This is a genomic window from uncultured Acinetobacter sp., assembly GCF_947624825.1.
In the GTDB taxonomy this organism is placed as follows: domain Bacteria; phylum Pseudomonadota; class Gammaproteobacteria; order Pseudomonadales; family Moraxellaceae; genus Acinetobacter.
Genome location: NZ_CANQLZ010000016.1, coordinates 31,800 through 50,667, shown reverse-complemented (window position 1 = coordinate 50,667; position 18,868 = coordinate 31,800). Strand labels below are relative to the sequence as shown.

Below are 18,868 nucleotides of genomic sequence, written 5' to 3'. Positions count from 1 at the left end.
CATCATTAAATCTAGTTAAATTTTCATATTTCATGGGACTAGTATAAACAATTTTTTACTTTCGCAAGAGGTCTATTTATTTAAAAAACAAAGCCAACAAAATAAAAGCTGATCTAAATACAGTGGCTTTGTGATATCACCTTGCCAATCTTGTCTAAAAAATCGACTTAGGATGCTATTTTACTTTAAAGGCGCAGTTTGTGCTGCCTCAATCAGTTTTAATACAGCCTCATAAGCCAACTGTAAAGATGCAGGATCAATATGGCTTAAATCATCACACGCTTGGTGATAACACGGCGCAAATTCTAAAACGTCACCTTTGATTTGTTCATTAAATAAAATGATGGATGCGACCGGAACTTTGCCTAAAAAACCTGCCGTGTCACTGGCCACCAAGATAGATACATCTTCGCGAATTGGAATATTTTTACGCTTTAAAAAATCGCTTAACACCTGTTGTAAATGTGCATCACCTTGATGGCTTGGAATACTACGCAGCCCATCTAACATGGCTGCATAATCATTAAGTGGCATTCCATTGGCTTTGAGCTGCTGCTCTAAGTCATTGACTGAAGATTTATCGGCATCTAGTACCAAAGCAGTTGGATTTTTGGTGCCCACCATATCCACATTAATGTAGGCCAAAATAGCTTGCATTTGTGTGTCGGTCAGTTGCTTGGCAAAATGTTGCGAACCGGCAATCCCCACTTCTTCTGAATCCCAAAAGGCTAGATAAATATTATAAGGCGGTGCTGTGTTGTGTTGTGTTGGGCATAGTGTTGTAGCACAGCCAAAAGTACCGCAACCCCTGAGGCATTATCATTGATGCCGGGTCCCGTTGTGACTGAATCATAATGCGCGCCCACCATAATGGCTTTATTGGGGTTTTGACCTTTGATCTCGAGCATAATATTTTGCCCAACGGTTTTTTCACGATTTTCAAATGGCAACATTTGCACGCTATAAGGCGTGGTCTTGGCAATTTTTAAAATATATTCAGCACTGGCTTGGCCACCTAAACTTCCCACACTGCGTTGATTGTCGTGTTGCTTAGCAATGTTTTGAAATTGTTCAAGATGCTGCCACATGCTTGGCGCTGTATTGGCTGTTTGATGTGGTGTAGCTGGGCTTAGCGGAGGTAAATGGCTACAGGCAGTTAAACTCAAAGCTCCACATAAAGCAGCAATTAATGTGCGTTTCATAAATTATCTCGCTCTTGTTATGTCATTAGCATATCTGAGTTTTTAAGTTCGTAGCTTGAATTTTAACCACAAGACAAGTTATGTCGCACAGCGCTAGGCAGGCTGTGGTTTTTTTGGCATGATGATATTCACCGTAACACAATAAAATCGAGATGGCATGACACAAATGCGTTGGTTAGAGTTACTGTCCACAATACGCATGGGCAGCAAGACCCAAAGTTCTGAACAAGCCCGTAGCCCATTTCATAAAGATTATGATCGGATTATTTTTTCGCAAAGTTTTCGTCAGCTCAACCGTAAAACCCAAGTGCATCCAATGGCACAGCACGATGGGATTCATACCCGTTTAACTCACTCGCTTGAAGTATCCTGTATTGGGCGTTCATTAGGCATGCTTACCGCAGAAAAAATCAAAGACCAATTACCGCCTTGGGTCAGTGCCGCCGATGTGGGTGCCATTATTCAAGCAGCCTGTTTGGCACATGATATTGGTAATCCTCCGTTTGGACATGCCGGTGAATACGCCATTCGTGAGTGGTTTGACGATGCAACGCATAGCAATTTTTTAACTGCGCTTTCACCTGCTGAACAAGCCGATGTACGCCAATTTGAAGGCAACGCGCAAGGCTTACGCTTACTGACTAAAATTGACAATCATCCTGATGATGGTGGGATGCGTCTCACGTATGCCACTTTAGGTGCCTATTTAAAATATCCGTGGTTGTCTAAAACCATTGAAGAACAAGGTGATATTGCTGCCAATCAACGTGCAAAATTTGGTTGTTATCAATCTGAAAAACACATTTTGCAGCAGATTGCTGAACAGTTGGGTTTAATTCAATTAGGAAATTTACATTATTGTCGTCATCCATTGACCTATTTATTAGAAGCGGCTGATGATATTTGCTATGCCTTAATTGATTTGGAAGATGGCATTGTTTTAAATATGCTCAGTTATGAACAAGTGGAGCCGATTTTCTTAAATCTATTGGGTGACTATCCTCGTCCGCAAGAACTTGCTCTGCCGTTGAGCACATGGCAGCAAAAAATTGCCGCCTTACGTGGTCGAGTGATGAAACGCTTGGTAGAGGAAGTGTCCAATGCTTTTGCACGTTGTCATGACCAAATTTTAATGGGTCAATTACAAGGTTCACTGTTACAGTATTGTGCGCCCGATATTGCCCCCGGTATTCAAGCGGCAAAAAACTTAGCCCGTGATCACATTTTTGAACATCCACAAAAAGCCGGTCTTGAGATTATTGCCCATCAAAGTTTGCAAAATATTTTAGATGCTTTTGTGCCGCTGACCACACCGCATAAAACCTTAAATTTTAAGGAACAGCGTTTAATGGCCATGTTACAACGTGCAGGCGCCCAATTTAGCGATCATCATTACAGCAATATTATGCAAGTGTTGGATATCATCTCTAAATTTTCGGATCATCAAGCCTATCAATTGGCACAGCAACTACAAGGCAACAAGGTTGGTTTAATCTAAGCAAACTTTGCCTTTTTTAAGCTGCCTGTCTACTATGTAAAGCAGTCAAAATAGAGTGAATCAAAACAAATGATTGGATGTTTAATCGGTGAAGTCTTTGCCTTAGAAGCCCCAACCGTGGTGCTTAATGTCAATGGTGTGGGCTACGAAGTCGATACTTCGCTGTCGACTTTTTGCCAACTGCAAAAAGGTCAGCAGGTCACTTTATGGACACATTTGGTGGTACGTGAAGATGCGCAACAACTGTATGGCTTTTTAACTCAGCAAGATAAAACCATTTTCCGCACCTTACTCAAAGTTAATGGAGTTGGGCCTAAAATGGCGCTTGGTATTTTATCTACCTTAAGTGTGGAAATGCTCATTCATACCGTAGAACATGAAGATGTCAATACTTTAGTTAAAGTGCCCGGAGTAGGTAAAAAAACCGCTGAGCGTTTAATGATTGAACTGCGTGATCGTTTTAAAGCCTTAGCGGCTGCACCAAGCAGCATCAATGCCACCACCACGCAAATTCAGTTTGATTCGCATTCAGCTGTGGCTGAAGCCGAAGCTGCTTTACAATCTTTAGGTTATAAACCACTTGAAGCGCAAAAATTGATTAACGCGGTGAAAGGTGATTACACCGAAGCCAGTGACATTATCCGTGCGGCGCTCAAGTCGTTGAATAAATAAGTTGAGATTATGCAAGAACGTTTCATGAGTGGCACTGAAAAGCCCGAAGATCATTTTGACCGTGCCATCCGCCCCACCTCACTTGCCGACTATATTGGTCAGCCTGTGGTACGCGAGCAGATGGAGATTTTTATTGGTGCGGCGCGTGGTCGTGCCGAGGCGCTCGATCACACTTTAATTTTTGGTCCACCCGGTTTAGGTAAAACCACACTTGCCAATATTATCGCGCGTGAGATGGGCGGTAGTTTAAAATCCACTTCGGGGCCTGTCTTGGAGCGTGCCGGTGACTTAGCTGCCATGCTCACCAATTTAGAAGAAGGCGATGTATTGTTTATTGACGAGATTCATCGTCTGTCGCCAATGATTGAAGAGATTCTCTATCCTGCGATGGAAGATTATCAACTCGATATTATGATTGGTGAAGGTCCGGGTGCGCGTTCTATTAAACTGGATTTGCCTCCATTTACTTTGGTGGCTGCCACTACGCGTGCCGGTTTATTAACTTCACCCTTACGTGACCGTTTTGGTATTGTGCAGCGTTTAGAGTTTTATTCGGTTGAAGATTTAACCCATATTGTAAAACGCTCGGCAAGCTTAATGGATGTACCCATGACCGATGAAGGCGCGATGGAAATTGCCCGTCGTGCGCGTGGTACACCGCGTATTGCCAACCGTTTATTACGTCGTGTACGTGACTATGCCCAAGTCAAAGGCACAGGCGAAGTCAATCAAGATATGGCGCAACGTGCGCTTGATATGCTAAACGTAGATAAATCCGGTTTAGATACTTTAGATCGCCGTTATTTAAGTATGTTGCTTGAACGTTTTGATGGTGGCCCTGCCGGTGTGGAAGCCTTAGCAGCAGCGATGGCAGAAGATTCCGGCACTTTAGAAGACGTGATTGAACCGTATTTGATTCAGCAAGGCTACGTGATGCGTACTGCACGAGGACGTATTGCCACCAATATGGCGTATATGCAGTTTGGGATGACGCCACCTGAACCTAAAGATAAATAATATACAAGGGAGATTTATTCTCCCTTTAATGCTTTTTCTAATTCTTTAGATAAAAATCTATGAATGTGTTGCTTTAATTGTTTACTAATTTCAACAAAATTATCTACGTTTCCTAAGTCTTCGTTATCAAGAATCTTGTATTTAATTTTTTCATATTCTTCAAAATACTCTAACCACAAATCTGCTAATTTTTTTTGCAATTCATCATCAGTACTCAACAAAAAAATTAATCTATCAAGTGCTAATTTTATTTTTAGTCTTGTTTCATCTATGCGATTAATATTATCCCCTAATAGAGTATCTCCTAACTCTAATCTCATATCTGTAATTTTAGCGTGATCACCATAAGTTTTATAAAAATTTACTCCAAACTCTACTAACATGAGAACCTCGTGATCAATTAGGCTACTCAATGAACTCATCTCATTTCTTGCTTTCTCTATAAAGTCCAATCTTCTCTGGGATCTAATTTCGAGCGTTTTCAAAGCAATTTGTACATCTGAAAGTTTCACATTTGATTTTAAAGTAACATCTTTTGCAGCTTCAATTTGCGCTATCACCGTATCAAACGACTGTTTAGTTAAATCAAAGCTTTTCCGTCCATACCAATAAGCCAACCACGTTGCGAATCCACCTAAAGCCAATGCAACGACAGTTGCAATCACAAAAGAAGAAATTGCTGTTTTATCGGTTGTGGCATCTAAACGTAAATGTGTTTCGCTCGGCTGTTGTAAAATCACCGCTTGAGTCTGTGGCTGCGGTTCAACTGTCCACGGTAAAAAGACAATAGTTTCTTTATTTTCCTGTTCTGCCATTTTCCCCTCTTAAAATCGCACATATATAAAACCGCTATGCTATTGGGCAAAACCTATAAACACAAACACATTTTAAACAACAGATAAATTCAAGCATGACTCCTAAAATTTGAATCTAAAAACAATAATGAGAATTATTTACTTTAATTTTTTATGTATTTTCCTTAACATATATAAAAAATCATCCAATGAATAAGCATGAACATTAAAATATTTTTAGTCAGCCTGATCTGGCTCATTGCCTGTATCAATGCACAGGCACAACCAAGCAAAGACCTTGCAATTGCTCAACCACAATGGGAAAAAGCACCCGTACTTCAATACACCAATGTTGAGTTAGCGCATCAAGATCGCAACCTTAGCCTAAAGATCATTGGCAATTCAGCAGGTGACATTTTGAAAACCGAGGTCTTAAACAGCTCTGGTATCATTGAACTCGATCAAAAAGTACAACATGACATTATGCAAGCAAGATTTAAACCGCAAGGGCAAAGGTGGTATGCCACCTTACCTGTGGCGCTTAAATTAAATCAAGCTCCTTTAGATGCCAACAGTTGGCTGATTCAACCCAATCTGAGCTATCACCATACAGAACTACAAGGTCAAAATAGACGTCTAAACTTACGCCTCAGCCGCGATCACCAAGGCTTTATTCAGCGCATTGAAATTCTTGACAGTACAGGCTTAAAAAATCTGGATGAAAAAATCATGGCGCAAGTCCAAAATGCACGTTTTAACCCAAAACTCACACCTCAACATATTAGCCTGCCCATTGTGCTAACCAGCCCTATATATACACAACAAAGTCAGCATATTCAGTTACACGATGATCTTGATCCTGAAGATGCGGCAAAAATTTGGCAATATTTCCCTAAGCTTCAATACACAGCAGCTGATTTAAATGGGCAAACTCGCTATATCAGCTTTAGCTTAAACTTTAATACCCAAGGTAAATTGGTTCAAAGTCAGATCACACAAAGTACTGGTATAAAAGCGCTTGATCATAAAATTTACCAACAAATTCAAACCTCGCTTTTATATCGCCACCATGCTCCTGCGCGCTTAAATGTACCTTTCGTCCTTGAGCTCCTGCCACAGTAACGCCAGTTAAGTTTTTATAATTGCGCTTTGATTTTAGATACTTTTTGCCAATCGGGCTTTTTTGCAATTGATGACTTCAGCCATAGGACTCAGATCATGTTCTGCTAAAATGCGTTTTATCTAAGCAATCGCTTTTGGAGTGTTAGGCGTATAGTCGCGTACACTTCTAAACTTCATCGATGGAAACCCTATATGCAGAATAAATTTGAATTTCCTATTCGTATTTATATTGAAGATACTGATGCAGGCGGCATTGTATATCATGCCAATCATATTCGCTTTATGGAGCGTACCCGTACCGAATGGTTACGTGCTTGTGGCATCGAACATTATTGGCATCAAAAAGACTATAATTTTGTGGTGCACAAAATTGCCCTTAAATATATGCGCCCCATCTTAATGGATGACTTAATTACCGTCACAGCGACTGTTGTTTCTTGTAAATCCACATCTTTTGTATTGCAACAAAATATTTATCGTGATGAAATCATGCTAGCTTCAGGTGAGGTGGAATTGGCATGTATTGATGCCAATATGAAGCCGCGCCGACTTCCAGATGAAATGCGTGAACTAATTGCGCGCCACTTGGAAGCACATTAAAAAAATTAATTGGCACATGTAACTATGGCAACACAAATCGAATCTTCACTTCAGATCTCAGATCTTATTTTACAAGCAAGTCCAGTGGTACAACTGGTGATGTTGGTTTTATTATTGGCATCCTTTTACAGTTGGTATTTGATTGCTAAGTTACATTTGACCTATAAAAAAGCCCAGCGTGATGATGAACATTTTCAAAAAATGTTTTGGTCTGGCGCTGAAATTTCAACCTTATATAACAATGCCCAACTCAATACCCAGCGTACTGGTTTAGAAGATGTGTTCTACCAAGGTCAAGGTGAGTTTTTAAAATTACAAAAACGCCAAGCCACTTTAACGCAAAGTATTGATGGTACTGAACGCATTTTGCGCGTGGGTTTAAGCCGTGATCAGGGTCATTTAGAACGTGGTTTAAGCCATTTGGCCAGTATTGGTTCAGTTGCGCCATATATTGGTTTATTTGGTACAGTTTGGGGCATTATGAATGCGTTTATTGGTTTATCTGATGTTGCACAGGTGAGTTTAGCAACTGTAGCCCCAGGTATTGCTGAAGCCCTCATTGCCACTGCAATTGGTTTATTTGCCGCCATTCCTGCGGTATTGGCGTTTAACCACTTTACCAGTCAAAGTGACAGCATTTATGGTGATCGAGCCTTATTTGCCGAAGAAATGGTCGCATTTTTACAAGCACAATCGGTGGGTTCAAAACAGGATGATGCCTAATGCGACATTCAGGCCGTTTTAACCGTATCAAAAAACCACTCAACAGTGATATGAACGTGGTGCCATATATTGATGTCATGTTGGTATTGTTGGTGATTTTTATGGTCACAGCACCTATGATCACCAGTGGTATTCAAGTGGATTTGCCTCAAGCCAATGCCACACCGCTTGAAAACAATGCACCACCTGCGATTGTGACGCTTGATAAAAATGGTGAATATTTACTGAAATATCAAGACCATAATAACGATCAAGCATTAACATTAGCGGAACTTGAAACTGTTTTACAAGCAGCACAAAGCACACAGCAACAACAAAACAGTCAACTTACTGTCGTCATTAATGGCGAAAAATCACGTCCTTATGGTGATGTGATCCTTCTCATGCACCATTTACAAAATGCAGGTTTAAGTAAAGTGGCCTTGCTCACCGAGCCGGTGTCTTAAAGCATGAAAAAGTTTGAAAAACCGCCTTTTGCTCAGAAAAAAATTGCCCTTGCTTTTACCGCAGGGGTACATATTATTGCAATTGTGGGGTTATTGTATGTGGGTATGAATCAACCCCTTAAGCCACCTAAGCCGCTTGAAACTGTGTTGATTCGTCCGGAAGACTTAGTGCCTGAACCAATCCCTGAAAAGCCTGTTCCTGCCGAAATCGAAGAAGCAGACACAACACATACACAAGTGGCTGAGCAAATCACGCAAACCGCTGACCCTGTTGCTGCAGCTCCGATTATTCCTGTGCCTGCACCAAATAGCAGTCAGTTAAATGTGGCGAAAGCTGCGGAAGAAAGCAAACTCGCTGAGCAACAAGCTGCACGTTTAGCAGCACAAAATAAAGCGGCAGAAGCAGCACGTATCAAAGCACAAGCCGATGCCGATGCCGCCCAAAGAGCTGCCACCAAAGCACAAGCGGATGCTGCCAAAGCGACTGCAGCAGACAAAGCCAAAGCTCAGGCTGTGGCAGAAAAAGCGCAAGCTGAGGCAAAAGCCAAAGCTGACGCAGCTCAAAAAGCCAAAGCTGACGCAGCTCAAAAAGCCAAAGCTGATGCTGCTGCAAAAGCCAAAGCTGATGCTGCTCAAAAAGCCAAAGCCGACGCTGCTGCAAAAGCTAAAGCCGACGCTGCTGCAAAAGAACGTGCTGAAGCTGCTGCAAAAGCCAAAGCAGATGCCGCTCAAAAAGCCAAGGCTGATGCTGCTGCAAAAGCCAAAGCGGATGCTGCTGCAAAAGCTAAAGCAGATGCTGATGCAAAAGCCAAAGCCGACGCTGCTCAAAAAGCCAAAGCTGACGCTGATGCAAAAGCCAAAGCCGACGCTGATGCAAAAGCCAAAGCAGATGCCGAGGCAAAAGCTTCCGCTGCGCAAAAAGCCAAAGAAGAAGCTGCTGCTAAAAAAGCTGAAACCAAGAGGATTGCATCTACTGCCAAGCGTGATTTTGAAACTAAAATCCGCCGTGCATGGGACATTCCAAGCGGTATTGCAGGACAAAGAGCAACAGCGCGCGTGACTTTAAGTGATAGTGGATCAGTACAATCTGTGGTGGTGAGCGCCAGCAATCCAGATTTAAAAGCCAGCATTGAAGCTGCGGTACGTGCAGCTGCCCCTTACCCAATGCCATCCGACCCAGATGCACGCCGTGAAGCACGCAGTTTCACCTCAAGCTTTACTGCAAACTAAGCTTAAGCACAGTGCTACTTTTTTTAAAAGTAGCACTTTTTAAAAAAAGTGCTTACATCAATTGTGCAATAAATGCGAGCCACAGGGCTTTTTTCTGATGCAATATCTGTCATCATAACTGTTAAAATTTTTACAAAAATTCCAATCTTTTGCGTATTAAAATGGACCCAAGGATATGACGCGTAAACACCTACTCGGCTTAGCCATGATCGCAGCCTTAGGCGCGGGCTTAAGCAGCCAAACTTTTGCTCAATTGCATTTAGAAATTGTCAAAACTGCGGCAGAAAGCCCCAAAATTGCCATTGTACCGTTTAGCAGTGATTCTAGTATTTATCCGATTGTTGAAAATGACTTAAATCGCTCTGGTAAGTTCTCAAGTGGCTCTAAAAACTTACCTGCTACCGCTGCCATTGATCAACCCAATGCAGCAGCATGGAAAGCCACAGGTGTACCGTACGTGGTCACAGGTTCAAGTAAAACCAATCCCGATGGTAGCATTGCTATTCACTATCAATTATATGATGTGGAAAAAGGCAGTTATTTACTTAATGAAATGCTGACTGTGCCGGCTACACGTACTCGTCAAGCGGCACATTTAATCAGTGATACTATTTTCCAAGCCTTAACTGGAATTGCAGGTGATTTTAGCGGTCGTATTGCCTATGTATTACGTAATCCTGCCACGCCTGATCAACGTTATACCCTACAAATTGCCGACACCGACGGTGAGCAACCAAAGACAGTTCTGAGCTCACGTGACCCAATTTTATCTCCTGCATGGACGCCCGATGGCAAAGGCATTGCTTATGTATCATTCGAGACCAAACGCCCTGCAATTTATTTACAAAATCTCTCTACCGGTAGCCGTGAAAAACTCACCAGCTTCCGTGGTTTAAATGGCGCGCCAAGCTTCTCACCTGATGGCAAAAGCATGCTGTTTACTGCCTCTATGCATGGCAATCCTGAAATTTATCAAATGGATTTAGCTTCACGTAGCCTACAACGTCTAACCAACAACAGCGCTATTGACACCGAAGCGCGCTATACCCCAGATGGTCAAGGTTTTATTTTCACCTCAGACCGCGGTGGCTCAGCACAGATTTATCGTTATAATTTTGAATCAGGCGACACCAAACGTTTAACTTTCCGTGGTGCATTTAACGCGCGTGGTAGTTTAAGTGCCGATGGTAAAAAAATTGCCCTCGTGCATCGTCCAAGTGGCAGCAATTACAAAGTGGCTATTCAAGATATCAACAGCGGTGTGACCAACGTGTTAACCCCAACCAGTTTGGATGAATCACCGAGCTTTTCACCTAATGGTCAAATGGTGGTGTATGCCACGCGTGAAGCCAATCGTGGCTTATTGTCGATTATGTCGCTCGATGGACGTTTTCGTATGAACTTACCAAGTGAAGTGGGTGAAGTGCGTGAACCTGCTTGGGCACCCAAATAAGTAAAACTGATTTAATTTAAGGAAAAATAACCATGAAAACCATGCAATTGATGATGTTACCACTTTTGGCTGGTGCTTTAATCATGACAGGTTGTGCCAACCGCAAACCTGTAACACCCACCATTACTGATGCCGGTTTAAGCAACACTACCCCAAGTATCAGCGTTGACACTCAAGGCTTAAGCGAAGATGCCGCTCTTGCAGCACAAAGTCTAACAGGCGCATCAGCCAAAGGTGTCACCGAAGCCAACAAGGCGTTTTTAGCCAAACGTGTGGTACATTTTGACTATGACAGCAGCGAGCTTTCAAGTACAGATCTACAAACCCTACAAGCCCATGCACAATTTTTAATGGCCAATGCCAATTCACGTGTTGCACTCACAGGCCATACCGATGAACGTGGTACACGTGAATACAATATGGCATTGGGTGAACGTCGTGCCAAAGCTGTTGAAAGCTTTTTAGTGACTACAGGTGTGAGCCCAACACAACTTGAAGCGGTCAGCTATGGCAAAGAAATGCCAGTCGCGACGGGTCACACTGAAGCTGCATGGAAAGAAAACCGCCGTGTTGAAATCAACTACGAAGCTGTGCCACCTTTACTTAAATAAGCAGACACAAAAAAGCGCTCTTATGAGCGCTTTTTTTTATGAGCTTTGTTGCTCGTCTGGTTTATCTTGTAAAGATTCAATCAAATCATGTTTGTTAAATTCTTTATATTCAGGCTTGGCTGAATAGTCTTGCCATGCTTGTTTCATATGCTCAGCTGAAATTTCATCTAAGCTAATGCCCTCACTTGGCGTTGGGGTGGCATCAAATTTTTGGGTACTCATTGTGATACTCCTCACCATGTTTTTATCCTTTTCATCAACATAGCAGCTTTTAATGAACTTGCAAGCCCAAAAGATCGGTAAAAGGTCGAGTTTAATTTTTCTTTTTGTTGGTTCTCCTCTAAAATAGCCCTCAACTTTTTTAATTATCTATGTGTTTATTCACACTGTGGAGTCTTCCAGCGATGGCCTATCTTACTCTTTCCCAATTTTTACAACAACAAAGCGGCAATCTTACCCCTCAACTTGCGCAAGTCATTGACACTATTAGCAATACCTGTAAACGTATTGATGTGTTATTACAAAAAGGCGCTTTAGCAGGCGTTTTAGGCAGTGCAGAAAATGAAAACGTACAAGGCGAAGAGCAAAAAAAGCTTGACGTCATTTCAAATGATTATCTAATTGATGCTTTAAAAGTCCATCCGCATGTCGGTGGTTTGGCCTCTGAAGAACTCGATGATTTCACCCCTGCACAAGAAAATGGTGAATATTTAGTTTTGTTTGACCCATTAGATGGTTCAAGCAACATCGACATTAATATGTGTGTGGGTACGATTTTCTCCATTTTACCGGCAAAAAATGCAGTCACGCAAGCAGCTGACTTTATGCAAGCGGGTCATCAACAAGTTGCGGCAGGCTACGTGCTGTATGGCCCATCGACCATGATGGCACTCACTGTTGGGGCAGGCACTGTCTTCTTTACCTATGACTTAGACAGCCAAGAATTTTTATTGACCTCACAAGACATCCAAGTGGCTGCTGATACCAAAGAATATGCTATTAATGCATCGAATCAACGCCATTGGGAACAACCAGTCAAGCGTTATATTGATGAATTATTAGCAGGTAAAACAGGTCCGCGTGAAAAAGACTTTAACATGCGTTGGGTGGCGTGTATGGTGGGTGATATTCACCGTATTTTATGTCGCTCTGGTATCTTCATGTATCCATATGACCTAAAAGATCCTGCAAAAGCGGGTCGTTTACGTTTAATGTATGAAGCTAACCCAATGAGTATGCTGATGGAACAAGCCGGTGGTGCTTCAACCACAGGTCGCGTGCGTATTTTAGATATTCAACCAAATGACTTGCACCAACGTGTACCAGTGATTATTGGTTCAAAACATGAAGTTGATCTTGTCACCAGCTACCACTAATTTTTTATTGCCCGTAAGTCATTTGGCTTATGGGCATGAGCCTCTCCCATGTCTGTTATTTTTTTAGAATCAAAAGATAATCCAAAGATTAAGCATTTACGTGCCTTAATTGAACAAAATAGCTACCGTAAAAAGCAAGGTCAAACTGTGCTTGAAGGTACGCATTTGTGCCAAGCGTGGCTTGAACAAGATAAGAAAATTAATTCAATTTTCACAACCGAAAAATCACTCACACATCCTGAAATCTGCGATATTTTGGATTTATATCAAGGTTCGGTGTTTGTGATTGCAGAAAGCTTATATCGTGATTTAAGTACACTTGGCACTACCTTGCCATGTTTAGCGGTGATTGATCAGCCTACATCTCGCTTAAGCCTTGATTTTTCTTTAGATACCTTAATCTTAGAAAATGTCCAAGATCCAGGCAATGCGGGTACTTTGCTGCGCTCTGCTGCTGCGGCCGGCATTAAACAAGTGATTTGTAGCAAAGGTTCAGCGTCACTTTGGTCACCGCGTGTGTTACGTGCTGGTATGGGTGCACACTTTAGCTTACAAACCTTTGAAAATGTAGCCTTAGAAGATGTGTTGTCACGCTTTGAAATTCCGGTTTATGTGACCAGCTCACATCGCTCCACCAGTCTGTATGAACAAGATCTTACCCAACCTTGCGTATGGATTTTAGGCAATGAAGGTCAAGGTGCATCGGAATATGCTTTAGAACATGCCAAAGCACTTGCCATTCCACAACCGGGCGGTCAAGAATCTTTAAATGTTGCCATTGCAGGTTCAATTTGCTTCTTTGAAATGGTCCGTCAACGCCTGTAATGTTTTGACTTAAAACCGCATTTTTTGTCAAAACTCTACACTTGATTAAAAAAATAATAATTGCATTGTCAACCAAAGCATTATTTCTAACGTTATAACACTATGACAATGGAAATAATGCTGGGGATCCAATGACAGGATTTTCCATCTCTATGGATGTAGCACCGAAACACGCGCAAAGCCAAGATGCAAGTATGTTAAAACGTACCAGCGAACAACGTCTGAAAGTTTTTATGCAAGACGTAACTGGACGTGCTTTGGTGATGATGGAAAGTGCCACCCAAGGTCAACATGGTATTGCCATGGATTTGGTGCAAGAGGCTTTTATTGCACTACACGGCGCTTATAGCGATCGTCCAAGTGAACAATGGTATCCCCTGTTTTACACCATTTTAAACAATAAATTGCACGATTGGCGGCGGCGTGAAATGCGCCGTGCTCATCCATTTTCTTTTTTTAAAAAAGTCAGCTTAGATGATGAAGATCTCGCCGTTCAGGATGTGGTTGATGAAACTGCACTTAACCCGCTCGATTTTTTAGATCAAGCTGTCACTGCCGAGGAAATTCAAGCCGCCATTCAGCAATTGCCACTGCGTCAGCAGCAAGCCTTTATGTTGCGCGCTTGGGAAGGGTTTGATACTCAAACCACAGCGCAAATCATGAATTGTTCCGAAGGTAGTGTCAAAACTCACTATCACCGTGCCATTCAGGGGCTTCGTGCCACACTCGCACACTTAAATCCACATCTGGGAGGGTCATCAACATGAAACATGATGATTACTTAAAACAAGTCACTTCCAAACTCGACCATTTGGCCCACCGTCCACACGATCAAGCTCAAGTGATGAATCAGGTCTTGGAGCGTATTCAACAAAAAAAGACCGCTCGTTATGGTCTTTGGAAAATGTCAGGTTTTGCATTGGCAGCGGCCGTTACCGGTATTGCCATTTTACCGCAATCTCATGACCTGACCGACGCACAGATGAATCAGGCTGTGGTTTCACCTAAACTTTCACCACAAATGGTGGAAGATTTAGATATGTTGTTAGTTTTAGGTGAAGATCGAGGTCCACATGGCAGCTAAAAAGGTCGCCTTGGCACTGTGTGCTGTTGGTTTTTTACAAACCAGTTTTGCCGGTTTTGAACGTTTTTGGCTGTTTAGTCACGATGCCAATACGCAAGTGGACAGTTGGGAAGGGATGAGTGATGCCGAACAGCTCGCCGCGATCCAACGTTATCAAAGTTTAAAAGAATTACCTGAACAACAAAGCCATACGCTGCAACAACGTATTGATTGGTTTACGCAGTTACCTGAGCAAGATAAACAAAAAATGCGTGAAGTGTGGCAAAAAATGAGCAGTAGCGAACGACGTGATCTTGGCCAGCGTTTAGCAGAGGCCACGCCTGAAGCACGCAATGCCATCCGTGAAGAATACATCTTAAAATATACCTCACTCCCTGCTTCGCCATAAAAAAAGCCTCAAATGAGGCTTTTTTTTATTCTTGATGATATTCGTCAATCAAGGCAAAAATTTGTCTTAAGGTGGCACCACTGAGTTTGGTTTTCTCACCTTTGAGTAATTGAATCAATTGTTCGAGACTTTGCAATAAAATCGCAGCTTGATGTGGTCCATGATTGAGTAAATAGTCAATAATTTGTTGATCAATATGAATACCACGCCGGTCAAGCACAGAATTGACCAAAGCGTAGCGGTCAGCATATAAGCTGCCATTGGGAACACGTACACTCACCGCTTGGGTTAAACGCGACTGTAAATCAGGCAGTTCAAGTTTGAGCTCTATTGGTGCCATACGTGATGAAAACACCAATTGTCCGCCTTCTTCATTGTTATAGTTAATCAAATGAAAAACGGCTTTTTGCCAATGTGGTACACCACTAATCGCTTCTATGTCATCAAGCGCAACTAAATCATAACGTTCAAGTGAGGTAATGGCTTCTGTGGGTGCATCCAATAGCTCTAACAAAGACACTTGAATCGCAGATTTACCTACATCTAAATAAGAGTCACAAATTGCCGAAAGTAAATGACTTTTTCCTGTGCCAGCACCACCATAAACATAAAAGCGGCTCATTAAACCTGCGTGAAGCTGACGGACTGCATCAATCACATGGCCCCATCCCGGACCCGAAAAATCACTAATTCGAGCGTCGAGTTGAGGTTCAATATCGAGTTGCAATTGGCGCATATAGATCGTATAGCCTTTTCACTTACATGTTATTGTCAGGTCAATCCATCTTACTAGATTTTTCATCGAGTTGCTGTGTTTTTAGCTCAGGATCATTCATTTCTACATGAATATCTAATTGCTCTGTCACAATATTGACCGAACCATCTTGGCGACTATGAACCACTAAAGTCGGCTCATTTTGATACAACTGGCTACTTTGATAAAAATCACGTAAATGGCGCAGTAAAACTACAATCACTGCTGCAACTGGTAAGGCAATTAACATGCCTAAGAAGCCAGCCAACTGTGCCCCTGCCAATACTGCAAATACTACAGCCACTGGCGATAAACCAATTTTATCACCCAATAAGAAAGGCTGTAACACATAGCCTTCAATGGCTTGCCCGACCATAAACACCACCAATACCAGTGCCAACTGCATCCAATCTAAGCCAAATTGAAAAAGACTGGCAATCACCGCAGCAATAATACCTACAGCAAAGCCTAAATAAGGAATGATACTGGCAAGACCTGCAATCATGCCAATAATTAAACCAACCTCTAAGCCAATCAGTTGTAAACCAACTGCATAGACAACCCCAAGCAACACCATCACCAAAAGCTGACCTTTAACAAATGCACCCAAAACGCTATGGCATTCATTCACTACATGTAAGGTGCCATTTTCATAACGACGTGGAATCAGGCGGCGTAAACCATCTAACATACGATCCCAATCAAGTAGAAAATAAAAGGCAATGATCGGAATCAAAACCGCTGTGCCGCCAATTTGGATAAAATTTAAACCTGACTGTGCCAAACGCATGGCCATGACTTGTAAGCTGTCGGCACTGTAGTTGGTTTGCACATAATCCATGATGACCGTTGAAAATTGTTGCGTGTCAATTTCCATTTGATCAACGTTAAATGTTTCAGACACCCAAGGCAAAAAAGTATAATTAACCCAATGAATCCCTGCAGGAATACTGTCTCTTGCGTACTTTAACTGCTCCCAAATCAGTGGAAATAGATACCAAATTGCAAGTGTCATAAACACAGCAATACCGACAAAAACTAAAGTAATCGACAGCCATCTTGGCAAACCATAATGATGGAGTTTATCCACCAATGGGCTAAATAAATATGCAATTAAAAACGCGCCCACAAACGGGATTACAACAGGCTTTAATAAGTATAAAATCCAAACGAAGAGCGCGATGCCTGCCAATATAAATATACGACGCAAGGTTTTGTCACCCATAATTTCGCCTTTTTCCTTGTTATCGCTTATGAAACGTAAAATATTTTAATAAAGATAGCATTTTAGGTCATAAATAACATAAGAGTTTCGTATATTCAGGTTATAATCGCCGCGCGAATGCGGAGACTTCAATTATGAGCAACTCAACTTCTACCCCAAACACCGGTTTAAGCTACAAAGACGCAGGTGTCGACATTGAAGCGGGCGACGCGTTAGTCGATCGTATCAAATCAGTCGCAAAACGCACATCACGTCCAGAAGTGATGGGAGGCCTTGGTGGCTTCGGCGCACTTTGTAAAATTCCTAAAGGTTATGAAGAACCTGTTCTCGTATCAGGCACAGATGGTGTTGGTACAAAATTACGTTTGGCACTCAATTTAAACCGTCATGACACCATTGGTCAGGACTTGGTGGCAATGTGTGTAAACGACCTTCTTGTCTGCGGTGCTGAGCCGTTATTCTTCCTAGATTACTATGCAACAGGTCACTTAAATGTAGACGTTGCTGCCAATGTGGTGACCGGCATTGGTGCAGGTTGTGAACTTGCAGGCTGTGCATTGGTTGGCGGTGAAACTGCTGAAATGCCAGGCATGTATGAAGGCGAAGACTACGACCTTGCAGGTTTCTGTGTGGGTGTGGTTGAACAAAGCAAAATTATTGATGGCTCTAAAGTAAAAGCCGGTGACGTGTTAATTGGTGTAGCATCAAGTGGTGCACATTCAAACGGTTACTCTTTACTTCGTAAAATTTTAGACGTGAAAAATGTTGATTTAACTCAACTTGTCGATGGTCGCCCACTTGCTGATGTTGCAATGGAACCAACACGTATTTACGTTAAATCAATCCTTGAATTGCTCAAAACTGTAGACGTACATGCGATGGCACACATCACAGGTGGCGGTTTACCAGGTAACTTACCACGCGTATTACCAAACGGTGCTCAAGCAGTTGTTAATGAAGGCTCATGGGAATGGCCTGACTTGTTCAAATTACTACAACGCGAAGGCGGCGTAGAACAATTTGAAATGTACCGCACATTTAACTGTGGCGTGGGCATGGTACTTGTGGTTGATGCAAACGATGCAGAGCAAACTGTTGAATTATTAAATGGCCTTGGCGAAAAAGCATGGGCAATGGGTTCAATTGTTGACAATGCTGAATCAGTTGCAGGCGCAGACGAAAAAATTCGTGTAATTTTTGCTTAAATTGTAATGATTAAAATTGCCGTTTTAGTTTCAGGCAGTGGTTCAAACTTGCAAGCTTTGATCGATGCCAATCTATCAGGGCAAATTGTTGGGGTAATTTCCAACAAGCCTACAGCGTATGCACTTGAACGTGCTCAAAATGCCAATATTGCTACGGCGGTCATTGAACATCAACATTACCCAAAGCGTGAGCTTTTTGATGCAGCAATGCATCAACAGCTTTTAGATTGGGATGTAGATTTGGTGATTTTAGCCGGCTTTATGCGCATTTTAACCCCCGGTTTTGTTCAGCAATGGCACGGAAAAATGATTAACATTCATCCGTCGCTGTTGCCTGTTTACAAAGGTATGCATACCCATCAACGTGTGTTACGCACGGGAGATGCATATCATGGCTGTACGGTACATTATGTCACCGCAGAACTTGACGCAGGTCAAGCCCTCGCGCAAGGTGTGCTGCGTGTACATCAGCATGATGACGAAGACAGTTTAGCCAAACGTGTGCATGTACTTGAACATCTGATCTACCCACAAGTGGCAGAATGGATTTGTAATGGTACCTTGTTGCATACTGAACATGGGGTGTTGTATCGCGGTCAAGCGTTGAATGAACCTGTACAATTTACCAAGATTTAAATGCTAA

General features: G+C 42.2%; 23 protein-coding genes. 17 read left to right on the top strand and 6 right to left on the bottom strand.

Going from position 1 to position 18,868, the window contains the following annotated elements:
- Positions 1-180: 180 nt before the first annotated feature.
- Both Q0017_RS05530 and Q0017_RS05525 read right to left on the bottom strand, forming a co-directional pair.
- Positions 181-708 (bottom strand): M28 family peptidase, encoded by a 528-nt coding sequence (locus tag Q0017_RS05530; RefSeq protein WP_298143866.1) that lies wholly within the window; start codon positions 706-708, stop codon positions 181-183.
- A gap of 20 nt (positions 709-728) precedes the next feature.
- The gene (locus Q0017_RS05525; RefSeq protein WP_298143863.1) at positions 729-1,202 is read right to left on the bottom strand and encodes a M28 family peptidase; all 474 of its coding nucleotides are present in this window, start codon (positions 1,200-1,202) and stop codon (positions 729-731) included.
- A 157-nt stretch (positions 1,203-1,359) separates the two neighbouring features.
- Here Q0017_RS05525 and Q0017_RS05520 point away from each other — a divergent pair, with 157 nt between their 5' ends.
- The 3 genes from Q0017_RS05520 (at position 1,360) to ruvB (ending at position 4,389) form a co-directional block, all read left to right on the top strand.
- Entirely contained in the window at positions 1,360-2,700 is a 1,341-nt protein-coding gene (locus Q0017_RS05520; RefSeq protein WP_298143859.1) for a deoxyguanosinetriphosphate triphosphohydrolase, read from the top strand.
- 69 nt (positions 2,701-2,769) lie between these two features.
- A complete protein-coding gene (ruvA, locus tag Q0017_RS05515; protein ID WP_297422808.1) occupies positions 2,770-3,372 on the top strand; it encodes a Holliday junction branch migration protein RuvA in 603 nt (200 codons plus the stop codon).
- A 9-nt stretch (positions 3,373-3,381) separates the two neighbouring features.
- A complete protein-coding gene (gene ruvB, locus Q0017_RS05510) occupies positions 3,382-4,389 on the top strand; it encodes a Holliday junction branch migration DNA helicase RuvB (protein WP_298143855.1) in 1,008 nt (335 codons plus the stop codon).
- Positions 4,390-4,403: 14 nt separating this feature from the next.
- Here ruvB and Q0017_RS05505 read toward each other — a convergent pair whose 3' ends face one another.
- Complete coding sequence (locus Q0017_RS05505; protein ID WP_298143852.1) at positions 4,404-5,204, bottom strand: hypothetical protein; 801 nt, start codon at positions 5,202-5,204, stop codon at positions 4,404-4,406.
- Positions 5,205-5,402: 198 nt separating this feature from the next.
- Here Q0017_RS05505 and Q0017_RS05500 point away from each other — a divergent pair, with 198 nt between their 5' ends.
- The 7 genes from Q0017_RS05500 (at position 5,403) to pal (ending at position 11,368) form a co-directional block, all read left to right on the top strand.
- Positions 5,403-6,305, top strand: coding sequence for a hypothetical protein (locus Q0017_RS05500; protein ID WP_298143849.1), 903 nt, complete (start codon positions 5,403-5,405; stop codon positions 6,303-6,305).
- 192 nt (positions 6,306-6,497) lie between these two features.
- Positions 6,498-6,905 (top strand): tol-pal system-associated acyl-CoA thioesterase, encoded by a 408-nt coding sequence (gene ybgC, locus Q0017_RS05495; protein WP_298143846.1) that lies wholly within the window; start codon positions 6,498-6,500, stop codon positions 6,903-6,905.
- 24 nt (positions 6,906-6,929) lie between these two features.
- Positions 6,930-7,628, top strand: coding sequence for a protein TolQ (gene tolQ / locus Q0017_RS05490; protein WP_298143843.1), 699 nt, complete (start codon positions 6,930-6,932; stop codon positions 7,626-7,628).
- Positions 7,628-8,074, top strand: coding sequence for a protein TolR (gene tolR, locus Q0017_RS05485; RefSeq protein WP_298143841.1), 447 nt, complete (start codon positions 7,628-7,630; stop codon positions 8,072-8,074). The genes tolQ and tolR overlap by 1 nt, the downstream gene beginning before the upstream one ends.
- A 3-nt stretch (positions 8,075-8,077) precedes the next feature.
- Positions 8,078-9,304 (top strand): cell envelope integrity protein TolA, encoded by a 1,227-nt coding sequence (gene tolA / locus Q0017_RS05480; RefSeq protein WP_298143839.1) that lies wholly within the window; start codon positions 8,078-8,080, stop codon positions 9,302-9,304.
- A 175-nt stretch (positions 9,305-9,479) separates the two neighbouring features.
- Positions 9,480-10,757 (top strand): Tol-Pal system beta propeller repeat protein TolB, encoded by a 1,278-nt coding sequence (gene tolB, locus Q0017_RS05475; protein WP_298143836.1) that lies wholly within the window; start codon positions 9,480-9,482, stop codon positions 10,755-10,757.
- Positions 10,758-10,789: 32 nt separating this feature from the next.
- Positions 10,790-11,368, top strand: a complete 579-nt coding sequence (pal, locus tag Q0017_RS05470) for a peptidoglycan-associated lipoprotein Pal (RefSeq protein WP_298143833.1) — start codon at positions 10,790-10,792, stop codon at positions 11,366-11,368.
- A gap of 36 nt (positions 11,369-11,404) precedes the next feature.
- Here the strand turns inward: pal and Q0017_RS05465 are convergent, their stop codons facing one another.
- Positions 11,405-11,590, bottom strand: coding sequence for an NF038105 family protein (locus Q0017_RS05465; protein ID WP_298143831.1), 186 nt, complete (start codon positions 11,588-11,590; stop codon positions 11,405-11,407).
- A gap of 182 nt (positions 11,591-11,772) precedes the next feature.
- Between Q0017_RS05465 and Q0017_RS05460 the strand changes: the two genes are divergently transcribed.
- The 5 genes from Q0017_RS05460 to Q0017_RS05440 all read left to right on the top strand — a co-directional run bounded on the left by Q0017_RS05460 (position 11,773) and on the right by Q0017_RS05440 (position 15,041).
- Positions 11,773-12,744, top strand: a complete 972-nt coding sequence (locus Q0017_RS05460; protein ID WP_298143828.1) for a class 1 fructose-bisphosphatase — start codon at positions 11,773-11,775, stop codon at positions 12,742-12,744.
- Between the two features lie 48 nt (positions 12,745-12,792).
- Entirely contained in the window at positions 12,793-13,569 is a 777-nt protein-coding gene (locus Q0017_RS05455; protein ID WP_298143824.1) for an RNA methyltransferase, read from the top strand.
- A 152-nt stretch (positions 13,570-13,721) separates the two neighbouring features.
- On the top strand, positions 13,722-14,336 hold the full coding sequence (locus Q0017_RS05450; protein WP_298143874.1) for an RNA polymerase sigma factor: 615 nt from the start codon (positions 13,722-13,724) through the stop codon (positions 14,334-14,336).
- Positions 14,333-14,653, top strand: coding sequence for a hypothetical protein (locus Q0017_RS05445; RefSeq protein ID WP_298143821.1), 321 nt, complete (start codon positions 14,333-14,335; stop codon positions 14,651-14,653). Before Q0017_RS05450 ends, Q0017_RS05445 begins: the two co-directional genes overlap by 4 nt.
- A complete protein-coding gene (locus Q0017_RS05440; protein ID WP_298143818.1) occupies positions 14,643-15,041 on the top strand; it encodes a DUF3106 domain-containing protein in 399 nt (132 codons plus the stop codon). Before Q0017_RS05445 ends, Q0017_RS05440 begins: the two co-directional genes overlap by 11 nt.
- Before the next feature lie 25 nt (positions 15,042-15,066).
- Here Q0017_RS05440 and hda read toward each other — a convergent pair whose 3' ends face one another.
- Positions 15,067-15,777: a DnaA regulatory inactivator Hda gene (gene hda / locus Q0017_RS05435; RefSeq protein ID WP_297422757.1), complete on the bottom strand. Its 711-nt coding sequence runs from the start codon at positions 15,775-15,777 to the stop codon at positions 15,067-15,069.
- 40 nt (positions 15,778-15,817) lie between these two features.
- On the bottom strand, positions 15,818-17,020 hold the full coding sequence (gene cxpE, locus Q0017_RS05430; protein WP_298143814.1) for a chloramphenicol efflux transporter CxpE: 1,203 nt from the start codon (positions 17,018-17,020) through the stop codon (positions 15,818-15,820).
- Between the two features lie 134 nt (positions 17,021-17,154).
- On the opposite strand from cxpE, the gene purM reads away from it, so the two are divergent.
- Positions 17,155-18,225 carry a phosphoribosylformylglycinamidine cyclo-ligase gene (gene purM, locus Q0017_RS05425; RefSeq protein WP_298143811.1) on the top strand — a complete coding sequence of 357 codons (1,071 nt, stop codon included), beginning with the start codon at positions 17,155-17,157 and terminating at the stop codon, positions 18,223-18,225.
- Between the two features lie 6 nt (positions 18,226-18,231).
- Positions 18,232-18,861, top strand: a complete 630-nt coding sequence (gene purN, locus Q0017_RS05420; protein WP_298143808.1) for a phosphoribosylglycinamide formyltransferase — start codon at positions 18,232-18,234, stop codon at positions 18,859-18,861.
- The last annotated feature ends 7 nt before the right edge of the window (positions 18,862-18,868 follow it).

Coding starts and splice junctions, on each gene's coding strand:
- Q0017_RS05525 (WP_298143863.1), bottom strand. CDS start 1,202: ATGAAACGCACATTAATTGCTGCTTTATGTGGAGCTTTGAGTTTAACT.
- Q0017_RS05520 (WP_298143859.1), top strand. CDS start 1,360: ATGACACAAATGCGTTGGTTAGAGTTACTGTCCACAATACGCATGGGC.
- ruvA (WP_297422808.1), top strand. CDS start 2,770: ATGATTGGATGTTTAATCGGTGAAGTCTTTGCCTTAGAAGCCCCAACC.
- ruvB (WP_298143855.1), top strand. CDS start 3,382: ATGCAAGAACGTTTCATGAGTGGCACTGAAAAGCCCGAAGATCATTTT.
- Q0017_RS05505 (WP_298143852.1), bottom strand. CDS start 5,204: ATGGCAGAACAGGAAAATAAAGAAACTATTGTCTTTTTACCGTGGACA.
- Q0017_RS05500 (WP_298143849.1), top strand. CDS start 5,403: ATGAACATTAAAATATTTTTAGTCAGCCTGATCTGGCTCATTGCCTGT.
- ybgC (WP_298143846.1), top strand. CDS start 6,498: ATGCAGAATAAATTTGAATTTCCTATTCGTATTTATATTGAAGATACT.
- tolQ (WP_298143843.1), top strand. CDS start 6,930: ATGGCAACACAAATCGAATCTTCACTTCAGATCTCAGATCTTATTTTA.
- tolR (WP_298143841.1), top strand. CDS start 7,628: ATGCGACATTCAGGCCGTTTTAACCGTATCAAAAAACCACTCAACAGT.
- tolA (WP_298143839.1), top strand. CDS start 8,078: ATGAAAAAGTTTGAAAAACCGCCTTTTGCTCAGAAAAAAATTGCCCTT.
- tolB (WP_298143836.1), top strand. CDS start 9,480: ATGACGCGTAAACACCTACTCGGCTTAGCCATGATCGCAGCCTTAGGC.
- pal (WP_298143833.1), top strand. CDS start 10,790: ATGAAAACCATGCAATTGATGATGTTACCACTTTTGGCTGGTGCTTTA.
- Q0017_RS05465 (WP_298143831.1), bottom strand. CDS start 11,590: ATGAGTACCCAAAAATTTGATGCCACCCCAACGCCAAGTGAGGGCATT.
- Q0017_RS05460 (WP_298143828.1), top strand. CDS start 11,773: ATGGCCTATCTTACTCTTTCCCAATTTTTACAACAACAAAGCGGCAAT.
- Q0017_RS05455 (WP_298143824.1), top strand. CDS start 12,793: ATGTCTGTTATTTTTTTAGAATCAAAAGATAATCCAAAGATTAAGCAT.
- Q0017_RS05450 (WP_298143874.1), top strand. CDS start 13,722: ATGGATGTAGCACCGAAACACGCGCAAAGCCAAGATGCAAGTATGTTA.
- Q0017_RS05445 (WP_298143821.1), top strand. CDS start 14,333: ATGAAACATGATGATTACTTAAAACAAGTCACTTCCAAACTCGACCAT.
- Q0017_RS05440 (WP_298143818.1), top strand. CDS start 14,643: ATGGCAGCTAAAAAGGTCGCCTTGGCACTGTGTGCTGTTGGTTTTTTA.
- hda (WP_297422757.1), bottom strand. CDS start 15,777: ATGCGCCAATTGCAACTCGATATTGAACCTCAACTCGACGCTCGAATT.
- cxpE (WP_298143814.1), bottom strand. CDS start 17,020: ATGGGTGACAAAACCTTGCGTCGTATATTTATATTGGCAGGCATCGCG.
- purM (WP_298143811.1), top strand. CDS start 17,155: ATGAGCAACTCAACTTCTACCCCAAACACCGGTTTAAGCTACAAAGAC.
- purN (WP_298143808.1), top strand. CDS start 18,232: ATGATTAAAATTGCCGTTTTAGTTTCAGGCAGTGGTTCAAACTTGCAA.